The sequence below is a fragment of the Rhodoferax sp. GT1R46 genome (assembly GCF_056521285.1).
Window position 1 is genome coordinate 428651 of record NZ_JBWMBC010000002.1, and the last position, 23478, is coordinate 452128.

Annotated in this window: 12 protein-coding genes; 3 read left to right on the top strand and 9 right to left on the bottom strand. The window is 61.5% G+C overall.

Translation table 11 applies throughout. The features are described from left to right. Both AC097W_RS07470 and AC097W_RS07475 read right to left on the bottom strand, forming a co-directional pair. Positions 1-2199, bottom strand: coding sequence for an HD domain-containing phosphohydrolase (locus tag AC097W_RS07470; RefSeq protein WP_479601856.1), 2199 nt, complete (start codon positions 2197-2199; stop codon positions 1-3). Between the two features lie 65 nt (positions 2200-2264). Continuing rightward, positions 2265-3248, bottom strand: a complete 984-nt coding sequence (locus AC097W_RS07475) for a LysR family transcriptional regulator (RefSeq protein ID WP_479601857.1) — start codon at positions 3246-3248, stop codon at positions 2265-2267. 85 nt (positions 3249-3333) lie between these two features. Here AC097W_RS07475 and aptA point away from each other — a divergent pair, with 85 nt between their 5' ends. Together aptA and AC097W_RS07485 are read left to right on the top strand one after the other, a co-directional pair. Further along, positions 3334-4713, top strand: a complete 1380-nt coding sequence (aptA, locus tag AC097W_RS07480) for an omega-aminotransferase AptA (RefSeq protein WP_479601858.1) — start codon at positions 3334-3336, stop codon at positions 4711-4713. 62 nt (positions 4714-4775) lie between these two features. Continuing rightward, positions 4776-6734 carry an ATP-binding cassette domain-containing protein gene (locus AC097W_RS07485; RefSeq protein WP_479601859.1) on the top strand — a complete coding sequence of 653 codons (1959 nt, stop codon included), beginning with the start codon at positions 4776-4778 and terminating at the stop codon, positions 6732-6734. Positions 6735-6749: 15 nt separating this feature from the next. Here AC097W_RS07485 and AC097W_RS07490 read toward each other — a convergent pair whose 3' ends face one another. From AC097W_RS07490 to AC097W_RS07515, 6 genes are all read right to left on the bottom strand, one after another. After that, positions 6750-9719: a bifunctional diguanylate cyclase/phosphodiesterase gene (locus AC097W_RS07490; protein ID WP_479601860.1), complete on the bottom strand. Its 2970-nt coding sequence runs from the start codon at positions 9717-9719 to the stop codon at positions 6750-6752. Then, positions 9716-11983, bottom strand: coding sequence for a PAS domain-containing hybrid sensor histidine kinase/response regulator (locus AC097W_RS07495; RefSeq protein ID WP_479601861.1), 2268 nt, complete (start codon positions 11981-11983; stop codon positions 9716-9718). The genes AC097W_RS07490 and AC097W_RS07495 overlap by 4 nt, the downstream gene beginning before the upstream one ends. Positions 11984-11989: 6 nt before the next feature. Beyond that, positions 11990-12847, bottom strand: a complete 858-nt coding sequence (locus AC097W_RS07500) for a phosphate/phosphite/phosphonate ABC transporter substrate-binding protein (protein ID WP_479601862.1) — start codon at positions 12845-12847, stop codon at positions 11990-11992. Then, on the bottom strand, positions 12844-18324 hold the full coding sequence (locus AC097W_RS07505) for a CHASE domain-containing hybrid sensor histidine kinase/response regulator (RefSeq protein WP_479601863.1): 5481 nt from the start codon (positions 18322-18324) through the stop codon (positions 12844-12846). Before AC097W_RS07505 ends, AC097W_RS07500 begins: the two co-directional genes overlap by 4 nt. 141 nt (positions 18325-18465) lie before the next feature. Next, complete coding sequence (locus tag AC097W_RS07510; protein ID WP_479601864.1) at positions 18466-19716, bottom strand: CaiB/BaiF CoA transferase family protein; 1251 nt, start codon at positions 19714-19716, stop codon at positions 18466-18468. A 174-nt stretch (positions 19717-19890) separates the two neighbouring features. Beyond that, positions 19891-21087 (bottom strand): acyl-CoA dehydrogenase, encoded by a 1197-nt coding sequence (locus AC097W_RS07515; protein ID WP_479601865.1) that lies wholly within the window; start codon positions 21085-21087, stop codon positions 19891-19893. 247 nt (positions 21088-21334) lie between these two features. Between AC097W_RS07515 and AC097W_RS07520 the strand changes: the two genes are divergently transcribed. Next, positions 21335-22249 (top strand): LysR substrate-binding domain-containing protein, encoded by a 915-nt coding sequence (locus tag AC097W_RS07520; RefSeq protein ID WP_479601866.1) that lies wholly within the window; start codon positions 21335-21337, stop codon positions 22247-22249. Positions 22250-22251: 2 nt separating this feature from the next. Here the strand turns inward: AC097W_RS07520 and AC097W_RS07525 are convergent, their stop codons facing one another. Then, a complete protein-coding gene (locus tag AC097W_RS07525; RefSeq protein ID WP_479601867.1) occupies positions 22252-23436 on the bottom strand; it encodes a GGDEF domain-containing protein in 1185 nt (394 codons plus the stop codon). Positions 23437-23478: the final 42 nt, after the last annotated feature.

Sequence of the window (23478 nt, forward strand, 5' to 3'; positions counted from 1 at the left end):
TCAGGCCGCAACAGGCCCCAAATAGACGCTGATGTCAATGGCATCTATCTGCTCGGGCAGCATGAACTTTTCGGCGTACTGCAAATACACGCCCGAGGTCAGAAACAGGTCAAACAGGTCTGCGTCAATCTGGCCACTGACCTTCATCGCGTGGAGAATGCCCAATGATTCGGAGAATTTCTTGGGTTGCTTGTAAGGCCGGTCCGCTGCCGTGAGTGCCTCGAAAATATCCGCAATCGCCATGATGCGGGCGGGTACCGAGAGCTGCGCCGCAGACAAACGCCGAGGATAGCCGGTGCCATTGAGTGTCTCGTGGTGCGTGCCCGCATATTCGGGCACCCGCTTGAGCGAATCCGGAAAAGGCATGCGCTCCAGCATCATGATGCCGTGAATCATGTGCTCGTTGATCTTGAAACGGTCTTCGGCTGTGAGCGTGCCACGCCGAACCAACAGGTTGTAGATTTCACCCAGGTTGTACAAATGCTCGGGGACTTCCACCTTGAAGCCAAAACTCTCGTTCAATACATCGGCCGCGCCACGTGCAATCAAATGGTGGGGCTTGTCGTCCAGAAGCCGCTCCCGCGCGGGAACCGGCACAGCAGGCTCTCTGGTACGCAGGAACATTTCTTCATTCGACAAGCCGAGCTGGTCATCAAAATTGCGCAGCCAGGGCGTCTGCCCAATCTGCCGCACCCGCGCCATCTGCGCGTCGCTCATGGACTCGGCACCGATATTGCACTGCGCGATGAAGGCAAAGTCCTCCAGCAACTGCGCCTTGCGACGCGAGAAATCTGCGTTCGCGGTCGCCGCCTGGGCTTTGTCAGAACGGGCCAGCGCCTGCAGCCGCTCGATCTCCGCATCCCGCAGCAGGACTTCAAACCGCATTCGTATCTCGTGGATCCGGTTGTAAATCGTCTCCAGTTTGGTTGCCTTGTCGATTACATATTCCGGTGTGGTGATTTTTCCGCAGTCATGCAGCCATGCACCGACCCTGAACTCGTGCCACTCGTCGTCCGACTTGAAGCTGAAATCAGCCAGGGGACCCTGCGTTGTGACGCACGCCGCTTTCGCCAGCATCAGCGCCAATTCCGGCACGCGCTCGGAGTGCCGCCCGGTATAAGGGCTTTTGGCATCGATCGCGGTCGCAATGGTGTGGATCAGGCTTTCCATGAACGCCTTGCGTTCGTCGATCAAGCGCAGGTTCTCATAGGTCACAGCAGCCTGTGCCGCCAGCGCTTCCACCAGACCCACCAGATCAGGGTAAAAGGGAATGATTTCGCCGGTTTCGGGGTCCTTGCAATTGATGAACTGCAAAACGCCCACCACTGCGCCCCCACGTGCTGCCATGGGAACGGTCAGCATGGAGACCGTTCGGTAATGCGTTTCCGCATCAAACCGCTTGGTTCCAGACACGTCGAACCGGGTTTCCTGGTAAACATCGTCAATCAGCACCGAGGTCCGGTGCGTCACCGCGTGGACCGCGATGTAATGGTCGTTGGTACCGCCACCGACCGGATCAACCAAGGGAAGTTCAAAACTCGGCAAGGCATCGCCACGCGTTCTCATCGTGAACCGCAAAGTCTGGTGGTCGGTGAGCAAATAGAGCGTTCCGGCATCGCAGTTGAGCAAGCGCTGCCCTTCAAAGAGCGCATGGTGGAACAGCCGGGAAATGTCGTGGGTGGCCGCCATCAGCAAGCCGTTTTCGATCAGGGTGTCGAGCTTGGCCGTCCGTATCTTGACCTGCTGGGTGAGATTCTGGTTGACGGCCTGATGGGCTGCGTAACTGGTGCGAATGGAGAGCAGGTTTCTGGCCCGAAGTGCCGTTTCTACGGCATCAATTGGTTTGTTCAGGTAATCGTTGGCGCCTGCAGCAAGGGCGGCATTGCGGGTCTCGCTGGCCTGCGTGGCAGTGATGACGAGAATCGGCAACTCTGCGGGTGAAAAGCGCTTTCGCACCTGACATATGACCTCCAGCCCGCTCATGTGCGGCATATTCAGGTCCAACAGCAAGAGGTCGTATGCACCCTGCTCGAGCGTCGGCATGACTTGCCGGGGATCCATCAGGGCGATGACGCCGGTGTAGCCTATCGACTCCAGCAAGTCCTTGGCAAGCGTGGCGTCTGCCGTCGAGTCATCGCATACCAAAATACGGCAATGCACATGGTCAGGAAACTTCAGATTCTCGATGTCTGTCGTCATTGCGATTCCGGTTCTTGGAGCAGGCGCACACAAGATGTGAGACGCGACGGCTGCAGAGTGGTGGACTAAACCCGCAAGATGGTAGCACCGCTTTGACTGGCGGAGGTGACCGTTACCGCTCCTGTGCGACTGTGCGTTTGCTCAAGACAATCCTGAAACGCCCGGGTCGCCCGGGCTGGCTGGGGCGTGCGGCGGGAAATAGCAAAAAACCGGCATTCGTAGTGAAACAACGCTGGCTGAACGGTCCGCATCTGCCCCAGACGCACGAAGCTTTCGGCGTAGTGGTCCGGCAAAAAGCCGAGGAACTGGCCCGACAAGATCAGCGTGGCGATGGACTCCTGATCAAACCCCGTGGCCGCCCGTGTCAAGCGCACGCGCTGGGTGATCTCCATATTGGGTGAGTGGTAGCCCAGGCCTGCAAACCGGTGTGCGCTCAGACCATCCCAGTCCAGCGGCGCCTGAACGTAAGCAAACAGCGGATGGTCCTGACCGCAATACAGATTCATGGCCTCGTCAAACAGTGCGGTGTATTCCAGAAGGTCCGAATTTCGGTGCCCGGGAATGATGCCGATCTGGTAGACACCGTCCAGCACGCCGCGCTCAATCGCAGTCAGTGTGCCCACATGCAGGTTCAGCGCCACATCGGGAGCCAGGCGCGTAAACAGGGCAATGGCTTGCGCAATATGCGAGGCCGGGTTGCTCGCGGTTTTATCGAATACCGCAACGTTGAGTTGCCCGCCCATGCGTTGGTGTATTTCATCAACGCCGCTGCGAAAGGCATCGGTGGCCACCATCAACTGGGTGGTTTGTGCGTAGATTTTTTCACCCTCCGGCGTGAGCGAAAAACCCGCACGGCCCCGCCGGCACAAGGTCAGGCCCAAACGGGTTTCCAGGTCCTTGATGTGGCGGCTCACGGTGGAGGTGCCAATGTTGAGTTCCAGCTCGGCCGCGGCCATGCCGCCGCAGTCCACCACCGCACGGAACACGCGCAGCAGGCGCAAGTCCATGTCGCTGATCTGACCCAGCACGGCGCGACTTTTTACTTTCATAAATTGGCAACTGAATAGTGATATTTGTAGCTATATAAGAGTAACAGAGCCGCCCACAATAGCCTATTCATCTTTGGAGAACCGCATGAAGCGCAATGACACCCCCTCTTCGCACCCCGTGACCAGCACTGACGCGTTCCCCAAGGATGCTGCCTGGCTCGAATCACACTGGATGCCGTACACCGGCAACCGCAACTTCAAGGCGTCGGCTTCCAATGGTTCGCGCATGATCGTCAGCGCCCAGGGCGCCTACCTGACCGACAGCCACGGCAAAAAGATTTTTGACGGCCTCTCGGGCCTCTGGACCACGGGTCTGGGCCATGGCCGGCGGGAAGTCGCCGAGGCGATCGGCCGCCAGGCCGCCACACTCGACTTCTCGCCCGCCTTCCAGTTTGGCCACCCGCTGTCGTTCGAGTTGGCCAACAAGATTCGCGACCTCACACCCGAGGGGCTGGACTATGTGTTTTTCACCGGCTCGGGCTCCGAGTCGGCCGACACCTCCTTGAAGATGGCCCGCGCCTACTGGCGTGCCAAGGGCCTGGGCACCAAGACCCGACTGATCGGGCGCGAAAAGGGATACCACGGCGTCAACTTCGGCGGCATCTCGGTCGGCGGCATGGTCGGCAACCGCAAGGCCTTTGGCCAGGGCATCGAGGCCGACCACCTGCCCCACACCCAGCCGCCAGCCGGCTCGTTTTGCAAGGGCATGCCGCCCACGGGGAAGGAGCTGGCCGACGAGTTGCTCAAACTCATTGCACTGCACGATGCCTCCAACATTGCGGCCGTGATCGTCGAGCCCATGTCCGGCTCGGCCGGTGTGGTGGTGCCGCCGGTGGGCTATTTGCAGCGCCTGCGCGAGATCTGCACCGCCAACAACATCCTGCTGATTTTTGATGAAGTCATTACCGGCTTTGGCCGCATGGGGGCTTACACAGGCGCTGCCGCCTTCGGCGTAACCCCTGACATCATGAACGTGGCCAAGCAAATCACCAACGGCGCGCAGCCGCTGGGCGCGGTCATCGCCAAGAAGGACATTTACGACACCTTCATGGACCAGGGCGGACCGGAGTACATGGTCGAATTTCCGCACGGCTACACCTACTCGGCGCACCCGGTCGCCTGCGCGGCGGGCATTGCCGCGCTGGATGTGCTGGTCCAGGAAAACATGGTGGAGCGCGCGGCGGCCTTGGCCCCGTATTTTGAAAAAGCCGTGCATAGCCTGCAGGGCGCCCGGCATGTGGCCGACATCCGCAACTTCGGTCTGGCCGCCGGTTTTACCATTGCGCAGGTGCCCGGCGAGCCCGCCAAGCGCCCGTATGAAGTGGCGATGCGCTGCCTTGAAAAAGGTTTCTATGTGCGCTATGCGGGTGACTGCATTGCGCTGGCGCCGCCCTTCATCAGCACACCAGCCGAGATCGACAGCCTGGTCAACGCCTTGGGCGAATCCCTGAACGCCAACGACTGATTCGCCACCCAACAGGGGCGCCCCCATGCGCGTGGGCGCCCACAAGGGATAATCGGTGCCACATGGCACTTATTACTTTACTTGACGCCCAGCTGGCTTTTGGGCACGTTGCCCTCCTCGACCACGCTGGTTTTTCACTCGAAACCTCGGAACGCGTTGGCCTGATTGGCCGCAACGGCGCCGGAAAATCTTCACTCCTCAAAATTCTGGCGGGTATGGAAAAGCCCGACGACGGCAGCCTGCAGGTGCAAAACAACACCCGCATCGCCTACGTGGCGCAGGAACCCCAACTCGACGCCGATGCTACGGTTTTTGTAGCTGTCAGCGCAGGTCTGGCGCGGGTTATATCCCTGATTGATGAATATTCGCAGGGCCATGGCGATCTGGACGCCATGCAAAGCGAGATTGAGGCGCTGGACGGCTGGAACTGGGAGCAACGGGTCACCGAGACCCTGCACCGCCTGCACCTGGACCCTGAGGCGATTGTCAAAACCCTCTCTGGTGGTACCAAAAAGCGCGTAGCGCTGGCGCAAGCCCTGGTGGCCCAGCCCGACGTGTTGTTGCTCGACGAGCCGACCAACCACCTGGATCTGGACTCCATCGAATGGTTAGAGGGCCTGCTGGTCGAGTTCAAGGGCAGCATCATCACCATCACCCACGACCGGACCTTTCTGGACAAGGTGGCCACCCGCATCGTCGAGCTGGACCGCGGGCTACTGCTCTCCTACCCCGGCAACTTTGCCGCCTACCTGCTGCAAAAAGAAGAGCAGATGGCGCAAGAGGCCGTCATCAACGCCCGCGCCGACAAGCTGCTGGCGCAAGAAGAGGTGTGGGTGCGCAGGGGCGTGGAAGCGCGTCGCACCAAGGCGCAGGGGCGCATCAACCAGCTCGAAGTGCTGCGCGCCACGCGGGAAGCGCGCCGCGAAGCCGTGGGCAGCGTGAACCTGGACGTGTCCAGCGGCGCCTCCAGCGGCAAGCTCGTGTCGGAGCTCACGCATGTGTCCAAAACTTTTGGCGAGCGCTGCATCGTGCGCGACTTTTCGGCCACCATTTTGCGCGGCGACAAGGTCGGCCTGCTGGGCCCCAATGGTGCCGGCAAGACCACCCTGCTCAAGCTGATTCTGGGCGAGTTACAGCCTGATCCCGCGCCCGCCAACGCTCCCAAACCCGAACCCGGCCACAGCCCCTGGGGCAGGGTGCGCCTGGGCTCCAGCGTGACGGTGGCCTACTTTGACCAGATGCGCAACGCGCTGGACCTGGACGCCACACTGGAAGACTTCATCAGCCCTGGCAGCGAATGGATCGAAATTGGCAACCAGAAGAAGCACGTCAAGAGCTACCTGGCCGACTTTCTGTTCTCCCCGGCCCGCGCCAACTCGCCAGTACGCAGTTTGAGCGGTGGCGAGCGCAACCGCCTGCTGCTGGCCCGCCTGTTTGCTAGACCCGCCAACGTGCTGGTGCTGGACGAGCCCACCAACGACCTAGACATTGACACGCTGGAACTGCTGGAAGAACTGCTGCAAAACTACGATGGCACCGTGTTCCTGGTCAGCCACGACCGCACCTTCATGGACAACGTGGTCACCAGCACCATTGCCTACGAAGGCGATGGCCGCTGGCGCGAATACGAAGGCGGCGTGAACGACTGGCTGACGCAGAGCAAGCGCGCCAACGACATCGCCAAAGGCAAGGGCCAAAAAGGCTCCAACCCCTTTAACTACGGGCGCGACCAGCTATCAAAAAATGAGCAGGCTACAACCCCGGCGAGTGCTGCAACCCCAGCCGCAGCACCGGCAGTCAAGGCGCGCAAGCTCAGCTTCAAGGAGCAGCGCGAACTCGACAGCCTGCCCGAATTGATCGCCTCACTGGAAACCGAGCAGCAATCGATTGCAGAAGCTCTGGCCGATGGCAGCCTGTTTTCCAGCGACAACGCACGGGCCATGCAACTCAGCAACCGCAATGCGCAGATTGACGACCTGCTGTTGGCTGCGCTGGACCGCTGGGAAGCCCTGGGTAAGTAACCGGGCGAACCGCGCTTACAGCCCCCACCCGTCGGGATCCATCCAGGCGGGATCGGGTTGCCAGGTGGCCACCCAGGCGGGCAGCTCCCCGGCCGGCATGGGGCGCGCAATACCGTAACCCTGGGCCAGTTCGCAGCCCAACGACAGCAGCATCTGGCCATGGGCTGCTGTCTCGACACCTTCGGCGATCACCTTGCGCCGGAAGGCGGCGGCCAGCCCGATGACGCCCCGCACGATGGCCAGATCGTCCGCGTCGGTCAGCATGTCGCGCACAAAGCTCTGGTCCACTTTGAGCAGCTCGGCTGGCAGGCGTTTCAGGTAGGTCAGCGACGAGTAGCCGGTGCCAAAATCGTCCAGCGCAAAGCGCACCCCAATGGCCTGACAGGCATACATGATCCGCGAGATGTGGGCCATGTCTTCCAGTGCGCTGGTTTCCAGAATTTCCAGTTCCAGGCTACCCGGCGACACCGTGGGATGGGCCGCCAGCAGCGCGCTCAGCCGGGTGGAAAATCCATCCTGCTGCAGTTGCAGGGCACCGATATTGACGCTGACCGGCATGTCCAGCCCCAAAGCGCACCACGCAGTCATCTGCAACAACGCGGCATTGATCACCCACTCGCCCACTTCCACACTCAGCAAGTGGCCCTCCATGGCGGGTAAAAAGGCCCCCGGCGCGAGCAGGCCGCGCTCAGGATGTTGCCATCGGATCAGCGCCTCTGCACCGATGACCACACCGGTGCGCATGTTCACCTTGGGCTGGTAGTGCAGCACAAACTCCTGCCGATTCAGGGCGCGGCGCAGGTGTTCAATGTCCTCCCGCTGGGTTTGTACCGCCACGTCATGGGCGACATCAAACAGGTGGTACCGGTTTTTGCCTGCCTGTTTGGCCTGGTACATGGCCTGATCGGCATGGCGCAGCAACTGGTCAGCGCCTGCCCCGTCCTGGGGGTACAGCGTGACGCCCACGCTGGCCGATACCTGCAGCTCCACATCGCCCATTGAAACCGGATCCGCGGCGGCCTTCAGCAGCCGCTGCAGCACCGGCTCACAATCCCGGTTGTGTTCCAGATCGACCAACAGGGCCACAAACTCGTCTCCCCCAATGCGGGCCAGCGTGTCGCCCTCGCGCAAGGCCGCCTTCATGCGGCGGGACAAGGCAATCAAGAGCTGGTCACCCACCTCGTGGCCGTGCGCATCGTTCACCGCCTTGAAGCCATCCAGATCCAGAAAAGCCACCGCCAGCGACTGATTACGCCGCTGGCTCTGCAGCATGGCCTGCTGCAAGCGGTCGGCCAGCAATACGCGGTTGGGCAGACTGGTCAGCGCATCGAAGTGGGCTATGTGTTCCAACTGGCTCTGGTGTTCCTTCATCAGCGTGATGTCGGTGAACAGCGCCACGTAATTTTGCAATGCACCCGCCGCATCGCGCACCACGCTGATGGTCACGGTTGCTGCATAGACCTCGCCGTTCTTGCGGCGATTCCAGACCTCGCCGTCCCAATAGCCCTTTTCGTCCAGCACCTTCTGCCGGTTGGCGAAAAAATCTTTCGAGTGCCGGCCCGAGTTGAGGAGCTGGCGCGGGTTCTGGCCCACCGCTTCGTCGTGGCTGTAGCCCGTAATCAGGGTGAACATGCCATTGACATCCACAATGTCACCCTGGGGATCGGTAATCACCACACCCTCCCTGGCATGGGTGAAAACACTGGCCGCCAGCTGCTGTTTGCTCTCCGCGGCCTTGCGGGCGGTGACATCGGAATGGGTACCCAGCATCCGCAGCGGTTTGCCCGCCGCATCCCACCCGATGAGCTTGCCTTTGGAAAGGACCCAAATCCATTCATTGTTGCGGGTGCGCTGGCGAAACTCCATCCGGAATTCCGCAATTTCACCGGCAAGGTACCTGCGCAAATGCGCAACGGCACCCTCACGGTCCTCCGGATGCAGGCGCGCCGTCCACGCAGCATAGGTTTCATGAAAACCGTCCGGTGAATAGCCCAGCATGCTGGCATATTCCGGACTGACGATGGCCACCCCCGTGCGGATGTTGAGGTCATAGGTGCCATGGTTTCCCGCAGCGAGCGCCATGCGCAATCGCTCTTCATTGACAACCAGGGCCTGCTTGGCCCGCTGGCGCTCCTGGGCTTCTTGCTCCAGCAAGGCGTTCGCGGCATTGAGCCGCTGGTAAGGCACGTGAATGTTGTCGACAAAAATGCTTTGGTAGACAAACCAGTAGGCAATGACTTTGTAGATGTGGCCCAACAAATTGAAGATGTCGGAAACATCCGAGTACAGCGTGAAAAACAGCTCGCTCAACGCCATGGTGCAAACCGCAGCAAACAGTCCCACCACATCGTAGGGTTGCACGGTGCGCATATTGCGCAAAAAGAAGAAGGCCGCGCCCAGGAACAGGGCAACAAGGAAATATTCGAACACCACCTTGAATGGGGTCAGCCCTTGTCCGGTAACAAAAGTGCGGGGCAGCCAATCCGTTTGAAACAGCCCGATCCAGGTTGTCAATGCAACCAGCACCAGCACGCCGAGCACGCCCCACCACCGGATTGACTCCTTGTTCAGCGGCCGCCATGGCAGCACCGCCACGGCCAGCAGGCCACAGGCAGACAGCAGCCGGGCTGCCAACCAGAAGTTAATGGCTTTCTCGGGGCTGCTCGGCGTGACAAAGTCCGGCATGCCCGCGTAGCCGATGGTGTGCAGAAAATCCAGCAGGGCGACACCCAGAAAAACGCAGGCTAACAGCAGCAGGTTACCGGGCCGCTCTCGGGAGTAAGCACCCCAGCCTACGCTAAACACCATCATCGACACGACAATGGCGCCGGTTTCCATCACGGTGTGCAAAGGCACATAACCCGCGATGCCTTTGGCCGCCTGTACTGCAGGCGCCAACCAGCTGATGGCCAAGACTGCACTTAAACCCAGCAACAACCACAAAACAGGTCGGAGCCGGGTTTTGTAACTGGGGTGAAGTTTCATGGCTCCGTGCCTCCCGCATATTTGCGCAGTGTTGCGACCAGATCATCCAGATTGAACGGTTTGCCCACATGGTCGTTCATGCCGGCTGCCAGGCATTCCTCGCGGTCAGACGCCATGGCGTTGGCTGTCATGGCGATGACGGGCAGCGTAGTCAGCCCCAGCTCCTGGCGAATGGCGCGGGTGGCCGCAAAGCCGTCCATCACCGGCATTTGCACATCCATCAGCACCACATCAAAACCCGACGGCGCGGCGGCCACTGCAGTGACGCCCAGTTGCCCGTTGTCTGCCATGGTGACCAGCGCGCCTTCTTTCATCAGAAAAGTTTTTGCGACCAGCTGGTTGATCATGTTGTCTTCCACCACCAGCAAACGCAGGCCGGCCAGACGCTGTGGCCGGCCGGAATTGGCAGCCGTTGAAGGCAACGGCGCCTCTGCGGGCGCGTCAGCCACCGCAAAACGCAACTGGAAGTAGAACCGGCTGCCTTTGCCTAGTGTGCTGTCCAGCATCAGCTCGCCGCCCATCAGTTCCACCAGCCGCCGGGATATGGCCAAGCCCAGGCCGGTGCCGCCAAAGCGGCGCGTGGTGGACGCTTCTGCCTGCGAGAAACCGTTGAAAATAAAGGCCTGGTTTTCAGGCGCAATACCGATACCGGTGTCCTGCACCGAGAACTCAAGCAGCGTGTCAACTGCCGTACGCTCCACCATGCGAACCCGCACGACGACCTCGCCCCGGTGGGTGAACTTGATGGCATTGCCACCCAGGTTGATGAGCACCTGCTGCAGGCGCATGTCGTCACAAAGAATGCCCACTGGCACGGACCGACTCAGATCCAGACGCAAGGTAATGTCTTTGGTGCCCATGTTGGCAGACAAAACCACCGACACATCGCGCAGCAGCTTTTCTACCCGGAACGGCCGGGGGTCCAGCGTCATTTTCCCGGCTTCCACTTTGGAGAAATCCAGAATGTCGTTGAGCAGCCCTAGCAGCGACTTGGCAGCGCCATCGGTCTTGCGCACGTAATCGAGTTGCAGCGCTTCCAGTTCTGTGGTTTGCAGTAGCGCGAGCAAGCCCAGAATGGCATTCATGGGCGTGCGGATCTCGTGACTCATATTGGCCAAAAACTGGCTCTTGGACACATTGGCCAGTTCGGCTGCTTCCTTCGCCGTTTTCAGCGAGCCCTCAATGCCTTTTTGCCCGGTGATATCGGTCCGGATCGTGATGTACTGGACCTTCTGGTGGTCATCGCCCTGCAACGGGACGATAGTGGCATTGACCCAATACAGCGCCCCGGCGCGATTGCGGTTGCAGATTTCGCCATGCCAGACACCGCCTTCAGAAAGGGTTTTCCAGATGCCGTCGTAGAAAGACTGCGGATGGAACCCGGAGCGAATCTCGCGCTGGTTGCGGCCCAAAACTTCATCAGAACGGTAGCCACTGATCTGGCAAAACTTGTCGTTGGCGTAGGTAATGACACCATCGGCATCGGCAATGCTGACAATCGCATGCTGGTCCAGGGCAAATTTCTGTTGGTCCAAAGCCCGGCGTGATGATTCGCGCTCCTGCACCAGGACAGCCGTCTGGTTGAACATCTCCACCACGCGCCGTATTTCAGTGGGCGCATCGTTGGGTATCAACTCGCGGGCATGGAGGGTACCTTTGCCCAGCGCTTCCACCAACCTGCGCAACTGGTCCAGGCCGCCCAACCAGCGCACCAGCAGAAACCGCATCAGAACCAAGCCCCCCACCAGGCTCAACAGCCCCAGGCTGAGTGCCCATACCAACAGCGACCAGAGCTCGCCTGCCACGTGGGGGGCATCAAACTGCAGCCGCAAAATGCCGTAATCCTTGCCGCCCACCGACACCGTGCGATTGACGTCATACAACTGTTTCTCTACCCAGGTGACCAGCCTGCGCGGAGGCGCTCCGCTGACGGGTGTTCGGCTCTCTGCACGGATGGTTCCACCACCCACATCGATAAACGAGGCGGTTGCGAACATCGGCCCCAAAACGGCTTTGTCCAGCGTTTTGCGAACGGTGTCGTAGTCGCCAATCACCACGCTGTCCTGCACGGCCTGGGCCACCACCTCGACCAGCATGACCGATGCCAGTTGCGGGTCCACCACCTCCTGCTCGTACTCCCGCCTGAGAAAAAGCGCGAGACCCACGCCAACAAACACGACCAGGGTCACGCTGTACAACAGGTAAACCCGGTTGGTCAGTGACGCGGGCAGCAGGCGCCCGAGAATACGTACAAGTGCGGTCATCTGGACTTAGCGCAGATTCGCTGGCGCAGTCTGGTAGAAATTGCGATAGGCGCTGTACTCGGAACCGTTGGACGCTGCGAATGCGGTGGTGGAAGGCAAGCGGACGAGGGCCGATGCGCGGGCCAGAATGTTTTGGCCCTGCGGGTCCCGGGCCATCTCCAGGAACGCACGGCTCACCGCCTGCAAATCCTTGTCCGGCACCTTTTTGGAGGCCATGAGGGCCAGGTCGTGCAGTGGCTCGGACTCCCACAGTACCCGCACTGATCTATTTTCGCGTTTGGTCCAGCCCTCTGTCAGTTGCGAGTTGGCGCCTACCGCTTTGACCCTGCCGCTGGCCAGTTGGGCAAATGCGCCATCCATATTGCCGGCAAACACCACCTGCACCGGAATCTTCCGGTTGACCAGGTGGGCGTAGGGAAACTTGTACGCCACCAAGGCCTCGGGACCCGCAAAGGCCATGGGCTCGTTGGCCAGTTGCTCCAGTTTCTGGATGGGTGAGTCCGCCAGCACCACGATCTGGCTGTGCAATGGCGGCGTCTGGCGGCGACCAAACACTTTCCAGCCCAGGCTATCGCGATCCGGGCTGAACAGATGATTGGAGAACACAAACTCCACTTCATTGGCAAGCACATAGGCTGTGGTGTCCGCCGAAGTCCGCCCAATCTTGAGTTGGAGCTTGATGCCGCTTTTGGACGACACGTAGTCGATGATCGGGTTCCAGTAACTGGCGGTCAGTTCAATACCGTACTGGTTGACGGGCGAGAAACGGTAGACCCCGTTTTCCTGCGCGTAACCGGACCCCGCACATGCCAGGGTTGCCAAAGCCAGCACGCTGGTCGTGAAATGTCGTCTGTTCAATGTCATGTTGCGGTTTCCAAAAGAAGTGTTTTGCAGTGTGCCAATGCGGTCTCAAAATCCAGCGCGGCCATGGCCGCATTCAGCGGATCCATCACCAGCCCTATCGATGCGGCGTGAAATTGCCTCAGGCGCGCGTGGGCGTCGAGGGCCACCATATCAGAGGCCTGCAGCAAGGCGATCAGCGCCTCCAGGTCCAACGCCAGTTGCGCGCGGTCAAGCGCCGTTGCGGCGCCGGGTTTCTCCGTTGCGACGGTCTGCACCGGGCCATACCGCTGCAACACGGGCTGCAAGCTTTGCGCCGTTGCGTCGACTGCTGCGTTGACTTCCTGCATCAGGGCCGCATGGTCGTGCGCCGCCACGCCTTCCTTGGCGCGTTGCTCCAGCTTTGCTGCAACCGCAGACAGATGGCGAGCGCCAACCGTGGCGGACAAGCCCTTGAGGGTGTGCAGCACGCGCGCGACCTGCTCCACGTCATTTGCGGCCAGCAAACCCTGCAACTGTCCGGGCACGCTGGCCATCTCCGTGACAAAGGCATGCAGAATGTTCGCGTAAAGGGTGGTGTCGCCACCGACCCGCTGCAGCGCACCGGGCACGTCCAGCTCGCCAGGCTGCGGCTCGGGTTGGGCCACCGCAGGCGCCATCAGCGCAACGGACATTGCAGCCCGGCGGCTGAACCGAAGCAAGGTAGCGACCAGATGATCCAGTTCGAAAGGCTTGCCCACGTGATCATTCATGCCGGCGGCCAGACAGGCATCACGGTCCGACGCCATGGCGTTGGCGGTCATGGCGATGATGGGCAACTCGGTCAGCCCCAATTCTTCCCGAATTGCGCGCGTGGCCGTGTAGCCGTCCATCACCGGCATCTGGATATCCATCAGCACCGCATCGAAGCCGGGCTGTGTGCCGGATACCGCGTCCACCCCCAGCTGCCCGTTGTCGGCCAGGGTCACCTGGGCACCCTCTTCCGACAGCAAGCCTTTGGCCACCATCTGGTTGATCTTGTTGTCTTCCACGACCAGCACGCGCAAGCCCTGCAAGCGACGGGGCTTCGCAGTCGCCACCCGTGCAGCAGGGCTTTTGCCAGATGCCGCCAGAACCGCGGCGGCGCGGGCATCCATCACCGAGTCCAGCAGCATGGAAGCCGTTACCGGCTTGACCAAATAACCGTTGAGCGTGGCCTGCTCCTGCGCAGTGCGCTCGGCCATCATCTCGCGCCCGTGCGCCGTGACCATCATCACCAATGGCGGCGTGCCGGAGGTCGTTGCCAAGTCACGGATTTGCTGGCTGGCCTGCCAGCCATCCATGCCGGGCATTTGCCAGTCCATGAAGATCGCCTGGTAGGGCCGACCCGTGGCCGCACTGGCTTGCACCCGCTCAACCGCCTCGGCACCGCTGGCCACCACGTCGGCCTGCCAGCCCAGCGACTGCACCATGCTGGTCATCAGGTCGCGGGCGACCGCGTTGTCATCCACGATCAGCGTGCGCAGTGCATGGGTTTGCTGCAGGCGCAAGCCGTGCGATGGCTCGGCCGGCATCTCGGCCAGTGCAAGGCGCAGCTGGAAATGGAATGTGCTGCCATGGCCCAGCACGCTGTCGAGTCTGAGCTCGCCACCCAGCAGAGTCACCAGACGGCTGGAGATAGCCAGCCCCAGCCCGGTGCCGCCAAAACGCCGCGTGGTGGAGGCCTCAGCCTGCGAAAAACCACTGAAAATGTGCCCCTGATTTTCGGGTGCAATGCCGATGCCACTATCGCGCACCGAGATCTCCAGCAGCACGTCGTCATCCGTACGTTCCAGCACCTTGAAGCGCACGATCACTTCACCTTCGCTGGTGAACTTGATGGCATTGCCACCCAGGTTGATCAGCACCTGCTGCAGGCGCATGTCATCACCCAGCAGACTGCGCGGCATCGCCGGGTCCACGTCAAACAGCACTTCAATGGACTTGTTGCCTGCGTTGGACGACAGGATGACCGACAGGTCCCGCAGCAGCTTATCAACCCGGAACGGCCGGGGGTCCAGCGTCATCTTGCCGGCTTCCACTTTCGAGAAATCCAGAATGTCGTTGAGCAAGCCTAGCAGCGAGCGCGCAGCGCCTTCGGTCTTGAGGGTGTAGTCAAGCTGGCGGGCGGTGAGCTCGGTGTTTTGCAACAGCTTGAGCATGCCCAGAATGGCGTTCATGGGCGTGCGAATTTCGTGGCTCATGTTGGCCAGAAACTGGCTCTTGGAACGCGAGGCTTCTTCGGCCGTCCGGGTTGCCTGAACCAGTTCGGTGATATCGACCCGAAAACCTACGGTAAGGCCCTCTTGCGTACGGCGCTCTACGACCCGCAGAATCCTGCCGTCCTTGAGCTCCTGCTGCATCCGCGAAATCCCCTGCCGGTGCAGGGCCAGTCGCTCCTGAATCCAGGCCTCCCCCCGGTTTTCGGCTGCGGAATACTGCGCGTGTTCGACACCGAAGCGGATGATGTCTTCAAAGGTATTGCCGGGCACCAACATGTCTGCGCTGGCCGGATAAAAGTCCCGGTAGCGCTGGTTGCACATGAGCAACCGGTCATCGGCGTCATACAGCACAAAGGCGTCGTCCAGGGCTTCAATGGACGAGCGCAACACATCCTGGGAGCGGCGTGCTTCCTCGCTGGACTGCTCGGCGCTGGCGAGGGCGTCGCGCAGCTTGCCTTCACTGCGGCGGCGCTCGCTGATGTCCACATAGGTGGTAATGAATCCGCCACCTGGCAGGGGGCCCCCCCGAATCTCCAGAGGCATGCCATTGGGCCGGTCCCGCTCGAACATATGGGGAGCGGGATGGCGCGCGCGCTCGACAATCGTTGCGACCAGTTCGTCAACAGGCCCGCTGCCGTATTCGCCGCTTTCTGCGTTGTAGCGAATGATCTGCTCGAACGTTGTCTGCGCCCCGGTAAACAAGCGATCCGGGAGATTGAGCAAGCTTCGGAACTGCGAATTTTGTGCCACCAGCATCAAGTTGCCATCAAAGACACTCAGGCCGCACGGCAGGTTCTCCAGCACGTTGGCCATCAACTCGTTGCTGCGGCGCAGCTGCGCGTCCAGTGCGCGTCGCTCAGTGATGTCCTGAAAGATGCCGGTGAGCTTGGAGGGCTTGCCATCTTGCATGGACACGGTGCAGGTAGTGCGTACGTCGATCCTGCGGCCCTTGGTGGTCAGGGTTTCCAGCTCCAGGTCATAACCCACGCCGTGCTCCACGGCGGCCTGCAGAGCAGCGTTGAGAATGCGCCGTGACTCCGGTAGAAAGTAGTCCACGCCCGCGTCCACTGTGGGGTTGAATTCCTCAGGCGTGGTCTCGTGGATGCGGTAGGTCTCGGCGGTCCAGAAGAGCTTTTTGGTAGCGAGATCCAGCTCCCAGCCACCCAGTTTGGCGATGGACTGCGAATACTCCAGCAAGTCGGTGCTGCTGCGCAAGGCCTCTTCGGCCTTTTTGCGCGCCGTGATGTCGGTGGGTATGGAGATGTATTTTTCTATTCGGCCATCGGCGCCCACAAAGGGCGCCAGCATGCTGTCGACCCAATAGAGCGATCCATCTTTGGCCCGGTTGCAGATTTCGCCGTGCCACGATGCACCGCTGGCAATGGTTTGCCACATTTCCACCCAGAATTCAGGGGGTTGAACACCCGAGTTGACCAGACGGTGGTTGGCACCCACAAGCTCCTCGCGGCTGTACCCGCTGATGCGGCAGAACGCGTCGTTCACTTCAGTGATCCTTCCTGCACGATCCGTCATCGACACGATGGCATGCTGGTGCAGCGTTTGCAGCAGCGCGTGCGTGTCCCGCAGGGCCGCTTCAAGCTTCAGCTGGCTGCGTTTCTGGTCTGAAACATCCGAACCCACTTCCATGAAGCCCACCAGGGTGCCCGCTACATCGTGCGTGGGCTGCACTTCAGTGTCCTGCCAGTATTCGTGTCCGTCTTTGGCGCGGTTGATCACCTCCACCCGGCACGCCACACCCGCCTCGGCCGAACGGATCAGGGTTTCGATGGCGGCCGGGTCGGTCTTGCCGCTGCCCAGCAAGTCGCCCGGTGAGTGGCCGCGCGCCTCTTCCAGGGTGTAGCCGCTGATGCGGGTAAATCCGTCGTTGACCCAGGTGATTTTCAGTTGGGCATCGGTGATGACCACTGCGTTGGAAGTGGTTTGCACCACGCGGGCCATGGTGTCCAGCTCGGCGGTCATGCGCTGCGCCAAATTTTGCGCACGCACACGGCCCGAAGCCAGCAGCCACACCGCCAGTGCCATCAGAAAACTGGCCAACACGCCGCCGATACCCATGAAGGTGACACCGGAGTAGTCGGTCGCCGCATCAAATGCCGGGGTGGTACCCAGCCGCAGTGCCAGATTCGTACCGCCCGCAGTGAAGTTGCGGGTTGTCTGATGCCGCTGGCCGGCAAACTGCTCAGGTGTCAGCGTGCCTGTGGCGCCGGCCAGATGGTTGTCGGAATCAAAAAGCAGGTTGCTGGCCTGAGTGGTATCGCCCTGGAACAGCTCGATATCAATGGTGCCGTCGGCGACCCCGTCCACGCCCTTCATCAACTCGGCCGTGGCGATGGGCGCGTACAGCAACCCCGCCAGTGCAGCGGCCCGCTGGGCTGGCGTGGCGGGATCGGTCCCGGGCCGGTAGATTGGAAGATAGTAGAGAAAGCCTAGGGCCTTTTTGCCGTCCTGAACCAGGGTGATGCTCCCGGTCAGAGCGGGCTTCCCGGTGGCAACCGCGCGCTCGGCACCCTCGCGGCGCACCGGCTCCTGGCCCACATCAAAACCCCATGCGGCTACGTTGTCAGCCAGCGGTTCGAGGAATTTGATGACAAACAGGTCTGGCGCATTGCCACTGGTGCGCACGCTGAAGTAGGGGGCATCGTCCGCACGCTCTGCGGCTACAAATTGTTCCAGCTCGGAACGCTGCACCCGTTGGATAAACCCGAACCCCCGAATGCCGGGGAATTCGGAGGGGAGGTCCCTGGAATCCACGTAGGCCCGAAACTCGCCGCGTTCCACGGATTTGCTGGCGGCATAGACACCGGCGGCACCCCGCAGACCGTACAAGGGTTGCGTAAATCGGCGTTTCACCTCGGTCTCGATGCGTTCGGCGCCCTGCTCAAACCGGGTCTTGCCGAGTGTCTGAACTTCGCTCTGCTGCCATACCACGCCACCCGCGGTCAGCACCAAGCCCACCGCTTGGGCTATCGCAGTCAAAAGAACAGGCGACTTGCGTGGGTTGCGCGCATTGTCCGGCGTGGCATTTTTCCCGGAAATCACCACGCGGGAGATCGCCATGCAGCGCCAGTAGACCAGGGGCCCAGCCAGCAGGATCAGCATCACGACGTCAATCAACCCACTTGTCAGGCCTCTGGCTCCAGGGGCCAGCGCGGGCAGCAGCAGCATGACCAGCACCTCGGCCAACGCCACGATGGCGAGAATTTCGACAAAGAGCCGAATGGGAATACTGCTTTTCTTCATGCCACCGTGCTCTCGGTTGCTGCGCGGCAGAGCAGGTGTCTGGCGCAGGGTAGTCGGCCTGTCAGGCTTGGAAAAGCATGATAAGCGACTTGCTCTGCGTATTAACCCGAATGATGGGCGGTCATTTCTCGGCTTCAGGGGCTAAAGCACCCCGCCTTCGCGCAGTGTGGCAATGCGCTCGGCCGACAGGCCTAGCCCCAGCAATACCTCTTCGGTGTGCTCACCCAGCATGGGCGGCGCGCGGCGCAGCACCGGCGGCGTGTCCATCAAACGCAGCGGGCTGGCAACAGTTGCTATGCTTTCAATAGCTGTTTGCGCAACAACGGCGGGGGCTAGAGGCTGATTGAGCTTCAAACCACGGGCCAGGACCTGGGCATCGTCAAACGCCTGACCGATATCGTTGATGGGGCCACACGGCACGGCCTTGTCTTCCAGCAGCGCCACCCACTGGGCGGTGGTGCGGGTGCGGGTGATGGCCTCCATGGCCGGAATCAGAATCTCGCGGTGTGTGACGCGCAAGGTGTTGCTCGCATAGCGCGCATCGGCCGCCCACTCTGGGCGGTCCACCGCCGCGCAAAAACGCGCGAACTGGCCGTCATTGCCAATGGCCAGCAGCATGGAGCCGTCTTGGGTGGGAAAGTCCTGGTAGGGCGCCAGGCTGGGGTGGCTGTTGCCCTGGCGTTGCGGCACCTTCCCCGAATTCAGAAACCCACCCGCCTGGTTGGCCAGCGTGGCCATGCCCACGTCCAGCAAGGCCATGTCAATCTGCTGGCCTACACCGGTGCGGTGGCGCACTTCAAGCGCCGCAAGGATGGCGCTGCAGGCGTAGACGCCGGTAAACAAATCCGTCAGCGCAACGCCCACGCGCAGCGGGCCGCCGCCGGGCACGTTGTCGGGGCGGCCGGTGATGCTCATCATGCCGGTCATGGCCTGGATCATCAGGTCGTAGCCCGCACGCTCGGCATAGGGGCCGTCTTGCCCGAAGCCGGTGACCGAGCAGTAAATGAGGCGCGGGTTGAGCGCCTGGAGGCTCGCGTAGTCCAGCCCGTAGTTGGCAAGACCCCCGACCTTGAAGTTCTCCACCAGCACATCGCTCTCCAGCGCCATCTGGCGAATCAGTGCCTGGCCTTCGGGCTGGGCCATGTCGATGGTGATGGAGCGTTTGTTGCGGTTGCAGGCGGTGAAGTAGGTGGCCTGGTTGGTGTCGTTGCCGTGGGCGTCCTTGATGAAGGGCGGGCCCCAGTGGCGGGTGTCGTCGCCCGCGCCGGGGCGCTCGACCTTGATGACGTCTGCACCCAGGTCGGCCAGCATCTGGGTGCACCAGGGGCCGGCCAGAACGCGCGACAGGTCTAGCACTTTGATGTGGGGCAGGGCGGCTTGTTTTTCGGTCATGGGGTTCCTTCTTTCGATCTGCTGTTTGTGCCTGCCACGGGGGTTCAGGCCGGGGTTCCTCAACCTGTCAAAGGCCCAGAAATCGGGCCCCCGGCCTGAACCCCCATGGCGAATAGCGACGCACTTTTTTACGCAGCACCAAAGCCCATTTGATTTAACTAGTCTTGCCTTGCCTTAATTCGCAAACGCCGCAATCCCGGTCTGTGCACGGCCGAGAATCAGCGCATGGATGTCGTGCGTGCCTTCATAGGTGTTCACCACTTCCAGGTTCACCAAATGCCGCGCCACGCCAAACTCGTCCGAGATACCGTTGCCACCCATCATGTCGCGCGCCAGGCGGGCAATGTCGAGGGACTTGCCGCAGGAGTTGCGCTTGAGGATGGAAGTGATTTCGACCGAATCGGTGCCCTCGTCCTTCATGCGGCCCAAACGCAGGCAGCCTTGCAGGCCGAGTGCGATCTCGGTTTGCATGTCGGCCAGCTTTTTCTGGATCAACTGGTTGGCCGCGAGCGGGCGGCCGAACTGTTTGCGGTCCATGGTGTACTGGCGGGCGCGCAGCCAGCAGTCTTCGGCAGCACCCAATGCTCCCCAGGCAATGCCATAGCGGGCGCTGTTGAGGCAGGTGAACGGGCCCTTGAGGCCGCGCACTTCGGGGAAGGCGTTTTCTTCAGGGCAGAACACGCCGTCCATCACGATTTCGCCGGTAACGGAGGCGCGCAGACCGACCTTGCCGTGGATCTCGGGGGCAGAGAGGCCCTTCATGCCTTTTTCCAGCACAAAGCCGCGAATCGGGCCGACCTGACCGCCCTCGCTCACCTCTTTGGCCCAGACCACAAACACGTCGGCCATGGGGCTGTTGGAGATCCACATCTTGGCGCCTGACAGCTTGTAGCCGCCTGCCACCTTGTGGGCGCGGGTGGCCATGGAACCGGGGTCGGAGCCGTGGTCGGGCTCGGTCAGGCCAAAGCAGCCAATCCACTCGCCGGTGGCCAGCTTGGGCAGGTATTTTTGGCGCTGGGCTTCGGTGCCAAATTCAAAGATCGGCACCATCACCAGCGAGCTTTGCACGCTCATCATCGAGCGGTAGCCGCTGTCGACGCGCTCCACCTCGCGGGCAATCAGGCCGTAGGCCACGTAGTTGAGGCCGGGGCCGCCGTAGGCTTCGGGGATGGTGGGGCCGAGCAAGCCCAGTTCACCCATTTCGCGGAAGATGGCCACGTCGGTCGTGCCTTCGCGAAAGGCCTTGACCACGCGGGGTTGCAGCTTGTCCTGGCAGTAGGCGGCGCTGGCGTCACGCACCATGCGCTCGTCGTCGCTGAGTTGGCTGTCGAGCAGAAAGGGGTCTTGCCAGTTGAAAGTTGCGTGGGCCATGAAAAGTCTCCGGGTGTGAGCGTTGGGGGGAAGCAGCCAGACCGCTATGGTAGCCCCCGGCATACGGCTTTGACAAACGACTTGTTTGCACCCAGTTATTTGATTTACGCATGTGTAAACTTCCGAAAGCAGGGCATTCTTGGCCATAAAAAGTGGCATTAGCCCCCATAGCCAATGCGCAAGCAGCTATTAATACCATAGCTATTTTTCTGACAGTCAATTTCAGAATGTGTATATTTGGCACACCATGCGCAGAAAAATACCCTCCTTGCAGGCATTGGCCTGCTTTGATGCCGCCGCCCGCCACCAGAGCTACACCCGTGCAGCGCAAGAGTTGTCGCTGACGCAAAGCGCCATTTCACGCCAGATTGGCGCGCTGGAGGCCTACCTGAGCGTGCCCCTGTTTCGCCGCACGCGCCACGGCGTGGTGCTGACAGATGCGGGCAGCCAGTACGCGCGGCAAATCGCCCCGCGGTTGCAGGCGCTGGAGCGCGACACGCTGGATGCCATGTCGGGCCAGGGCGCTGGCGGCGCCATTACCCTGGCGGCCGTGCCCACCTTTGCAGCCCGCTGGCTGATTCCGCGGCTGCCCACCTTTCGCGCGCGCCACCCGGATGTGGTGGTACACATCGAAACACGAACCCGTCCGTTCATGTTCTCCGACTCGGAGTTTGATGCGGCACTGTATGCGGGCACCCCCGCGCAGACTGCCCATTGGGCTGGTACCCGCGCAGTGGCCCTGATGCCCGAGGTGGTCATACCGGTGTGCGCACCTGCGCTTTTGCAGGGCAAGCCCGTTCTGGATGCCGCCGCATTGGCCGGTATGCCCTTGCTGCAACAAAGCACCCGACCCGAGGCCTGGCGCCTGTGGTTTGAGGCGGCCGGCCTGGGTGATGACATGGCCGCATCTGCCGCTCTCGCGGGGCCGCGTTTTGAGCAGTTTTCCATGACCGCCGCGGCTGCGGCGTGCGGCTTGGGCGTGGCCCTGGTGCCGCGATTACTGATTGAGGCCGAACTCGCGCGCGGCGACCTGGTGGTGGCCAACCCGCTGGCGCTGCCCGACGAACGCTACTACTACCTGGTGCAGCCCGATGGGGTGGTCGCACAACCGGGAATGCTGTTCTTCTCAGCCTGGCTGGCGGAGGCGAGCCAGGGCGCCTGACGCTACGCCGCAGCGACCACGGTGTTGCGACCCCGCGCTTTGGCCTGATAAAGGGCGGCGTCGACCCGCTGGTACCAGGCAGCGGTGTCTTCCTCTGGCCGCAACTGCGCCACGCCAAAGGATGCGGGCAGGCTGATGGTGGCGCCGCCTTCCTGCAGTTGGGTGTCCGCCAGAGTCTGGCGCAATCGCTCGGCCAGCAACAAGGCGCCGGCCTGGTCTGTCATGGGCAGCAGCACCAGGAACTCCTCGCCGCCAATACGGGCCAGCAAGTCGCCTTCACGCAACACACCCGTGACCGCACGGGACGCGGCGCTCAGGGCCCGATCCCCTACAGGGTGGCCGTATTGATCGTTCACCCGCTTGAAATGATCCAGGTCCAGCATGACGATGGACACGGGCGTGCCGTGGCGCCGCAGGTTGGCGACGTGACGGTCCAGCAGCTCAAAGACGTACCGGCGTGAGTAGGCGCCCGTCAGGGGATCTATGGTGACCAGCTGGTTGAGCTGGACCATGGCCTGTTGCAGATCGGCCCGGGCCTCTGTCAGCAAGCTGACCAGCGCCTGGTTTCGCGCCGTGGCATCCAGTTGCAGAACCATTTCCCGCTTCAGATCCCTGGCATACGTCACCTGCACGGCGAACATGACGAGCCAGCCACCCATGATTTGAAGACCCACCGCGTTTTCCGACCAGGCAATCTGCGCCAAAGGGGGCAGGAGCAGACCCAGTGAAAAAAAGAAGTTTGCACGTCCGACGGGTGACACCACCATCATGGCAATGCCTGAAACCCCCACCAGCACACACAAATTGAGCACATAGAGAAGGAAATGTGCGTCAGACCAAACGAACCAGACGGATGCGCTCCAAACCAGCCCGGAGACAAGTGTTGAAAAAATCAGGGCCTGGGTCCACGGTTGGGCCTGCGCCCCGTGGCCCTCGGCTGTGCGATGGCGGTGACCAATCCAGACCACGCTGAGCTCGAAGACCACCATCAAAGCGACCCAAGCCACGGCCCGCTGCCAACCGGTCGAAAGATAAATGATCCACCCAATGAGCGCGATTCCCAGGGGGGAGGACCGTGCTGCTCCGACCCAACGGTCCCGGAAAACACGAAAACGCTGCGCCCGAACCTGGTCTGCGATAGCGGCTTCGTTCAACTGAAAGTCGCTCATGCTGCTGGTGTCATTCATGCGCTGCGGTCAACTGCCCTCCAGCGCGCCACGTAACGTGCA

Excerpts from the sequence above, each read along its gene's own strand:
- AC097W_RS07470 (WP_479601856.1), bottom strand. The coding sequence starts at position 2,199 with ATGACGACAGACATCGAGAATCTGAAGTTTCCTGACCATGTGCATTGC.
- AC097W_RS07495 (WP_479601861.1), bottom strand. The coding sequence starts at position 11,983 with ATGACCGCACTTGTACGTATTCTCGGGCGCCTGCTGCCCGCGTCACTG.
- AC097W_RS07525 (WP_479601867.1), bottom strand. The coding sequence starts at position 23,436 with ATGAATGACACCAGCAGCATGAGCGACTTTCAGTTGAACGAAGCCGCT.
- AC097W_RS07490 (WP_479601860.1), bottom strand. The coding sequence starts at position 9,719 with ATGAAACTTCACCCCAGTTACAAAACCCGGCTCCGACCTGTTTTGTGG.
- AC097W_RS07485 (WP_479601859.1), top strand. The coding sequence starts at position 4,776 with ATGGCACTTATTACTTTACTTGACGCCCAGCTGGCTTTTGGGCACGTT.
- aptA (WP_479601858.1), top strand. The coding sequence starts at position 3,334 with ATGAAGCGCAATGACACCCCCTCTTCGCACCCCGTGACCAGCACTGAC.
- AC097W_RS07520 (WP_479601866.1), top strand. The coding sequence starts at position 21,335 with ATGCGCAGAAAAATACCCTCCTTGCAGGCATTGGCCTGCTTTGATGCC.
- AC097W_RS07515 (WP_479601865.1), bottom strand. The coding sequence starts at position 21,087 with ATGGCCCACGCAACTTTCAACTGGCAAGACCCCTTTCTGCTCGACAGC.
- AC097W_RS07510 (WP_479601864.1), bottom strand. The coding sequence starts at position 19,716 with ATGACCGAAAAACAAGCCGCCCTGCCCCACATCAAAGTGCTAGACCTG.
- AC097W_RS07505 (WP_479601863.1), bottom strand. The coding sequence starts at position 18,324 with ATGAAGAAAAGCAGTATTCCCATTCGGCTCTTTGTCGAAATTCTCGCC.
- AC097W_RS07500 (WP_479601862.1), bottom strand. The coding sequence starts at position 12,847 with ATGACATTGAACAGACGACATTTCACGACCAGCGTGCTGGCTTTGGCA.
- AC097W_RS07475 (WP_479601857.1), bottom strand. The coding sequence starts at position 3,248 with ATGAAAGTAAAAAGTCGCGCCGTGCTGGGTCAGATCAGCGACATGGAC.